This window comes from Aetokthonos hydrillicola CCALA 1050 (assembly GCF_017591665.1).
GTDB classification, from domain to species: domain Bacteria; phylum Cyanobacteriota; class Cyanobacteriia; order Cyanobacteriales; family Nostocaceae; genus Aetokthonos; species Aetokthonos hydrillicola.
In genome coordinates, this window is the sequence record NZ_JAAKGC010000314.1 from 1 (window position 1) to 2,026 (window position 2,026).

Genomic DNA, 2,026 nt, shown 5'->3' on the forward strand with positions numbered 1-2,026 from the left:
TGCTGCTTAGTTTCGGCTAATTTCTTGATCCTGCCGCTTGACTCAGCTTCAAATTTGAAGTTGAGTCCCTCTGTCCTGCCCTTGCTTGTTAACTGCTGGTCGAAACCGGATTAGTCCAAACTCCAGAACTTTAAGCATGAGGTGCCTTGGGTTGACATTGTACCCCTCTCCAGGCTAGGACATTCAATTGTGCATCTTGGAGTGTTTTGGCATAGTCCGCTCCGCCCAGTCGTAGGTTGCCTGCTGCGTGTGTCGATGTTTATGACAATGGTGTTGCTGGTGATCGCTCAACTATTTAAACTAGTTAGATTAGCCTCGCTCTTTCTTCTTAAAAGACCATTAGGAATTCTTATGAGAGGATAGTGCCCTCAAAAATCGAAGATAATCTGAGTCGTACTGATGTTTTCCTTATTATAAGCGATCGCACTCTGCGCACTGCTCTTGTCAATCACTTTGTTAAGGTTACATTGTGACTTGTGATAATATATAGAGCGATCGCCAAGCTGCTTAGAGAAATTGGGTTGGAGCGTTACTCGTTCTAAGTAGGTAGGTACGAATAAACCTAGCTATGTAACAAAATGTAAAAAACACGAAACCCTTGCGATTGCTTCGTCGTTCCTCCTTGCAATGACAAAATATAGTTATGTTTATTAACGCCCACTTACTTACCTTATTTTCGAGTCCCAACGTCGTCGCATAGGGTGCGATCGCTAACATTAGGATTTGTCCGCAAATAGTCACGGACCCAACCACAGCTCACTGCTAGTACTCGATCCAGTCCCTCAACTGGCCATAAGCGAGCAGTAGCTTCTCCTCCAGCAGTAGCCAAAAGCTTACCATCTGGGCTGAACACTACGCTAGTGACCTGACCTTGATGACCCTTGAGGACAGCTAATAGTTTACCAGATGTATTCCATAAGCGAGCAGTACCGTCAGATCCAGCAGTAGCCAAAAGTCTACCATTTCGGCTGAATACTACGCTTACAACCGAATCTTGATGACCCTTAAGGACAGCTAATTGTTTATGTTGACCAGATGTATCCCATAAGCGAACTGTATGGTCTCCTCCAGCAGTAGCCAAAAGTTTACCATCTAGGCTGAATACTACTCTACTGACCGAACGTTGATCACCGTTAAGGACAGCTAATTGTTTATGTTGACCCGATATATCCCATAAGCGAGCAGTACCGTCAGTTCCACCAGTAGCCAAAAGCTTACCATCTGGGCTGAATACTACGCTATGTACACTACCTTGATGACCCTTGAGGACAGCTAATTGTTTATGTTGACCGGATGTATCCCATAAGCGAGCAGTACCATCAGTTCCAGCAGTAGCCAAAAGTCTACCATCCGGGCTGAATACTACGCTGACGGGCCAGAATTGATGACCCTTGAGCAGAGCTAATTGTTTATGTTGACCGGATGTATCCCATAAGCGAACAGTACGGTCAGATCCACCAGTAGCCAAAAGCTTACCATCTGGGCTGAATACTACGCTTACCACCGTACCTTGATGACCCTTGAGCAGAGCTAATTGTTTATGTTGACCGGATGTATCCCATAAGCGAGCATTACCGTCAGTTCCACCAGTAGCCAAAAGCTTACCATCTGGGCTGAATATTACCCCCAAGACCAGACCATGAGGGAGAGCTAATTGTTGACGCGATGTATCCCATAAGCGAGCAGTACCGTCAGCTCCAGCAGTAGCCAAAAGCTTACCATCTGGGCTGAATACTACGCTTACGCCAATAAGCGAAGGTTGATCACCCTTGAGGATAGCTAATTGTTTATGTTGACCGGATGTATCCCATAAGCGAGCAGTACCGTCAGTTCCAGCAGTAGCCAAAAGCTTACCATCTGGGCTGAATACTACGCTTACAACCGAATCTTGATGACCCTTGAGGACAGCTAATTGTTTATGTTGACCGGATGTATCCCATAAGCGAGCAGTACCGTCAGCTCCAGCAGTAGCCAAAAGCTTACCATCTGGGCTGAATACTACGCTTACGACCGAACGTTGATCACC

The 2,026-nt window shown here is 46.0% G+C and carries 1 protein-coding gene; it reads right to left on the reverse strand.

Translation table 11 applies throughout. The annotated features are described in order from the left end of the window. Nucleotides 1-670: 670 nt before the first annotated feature. Nucleotides 671-2,026, reverse strand: a 1,356-nt coding sequence (locus tag G4P69_RS37360; RefSeq protein ID WP_208354951.1) for a WD40 repeat domain-containing protein, incomplete at its 5' end; no start/stop codon positions are given.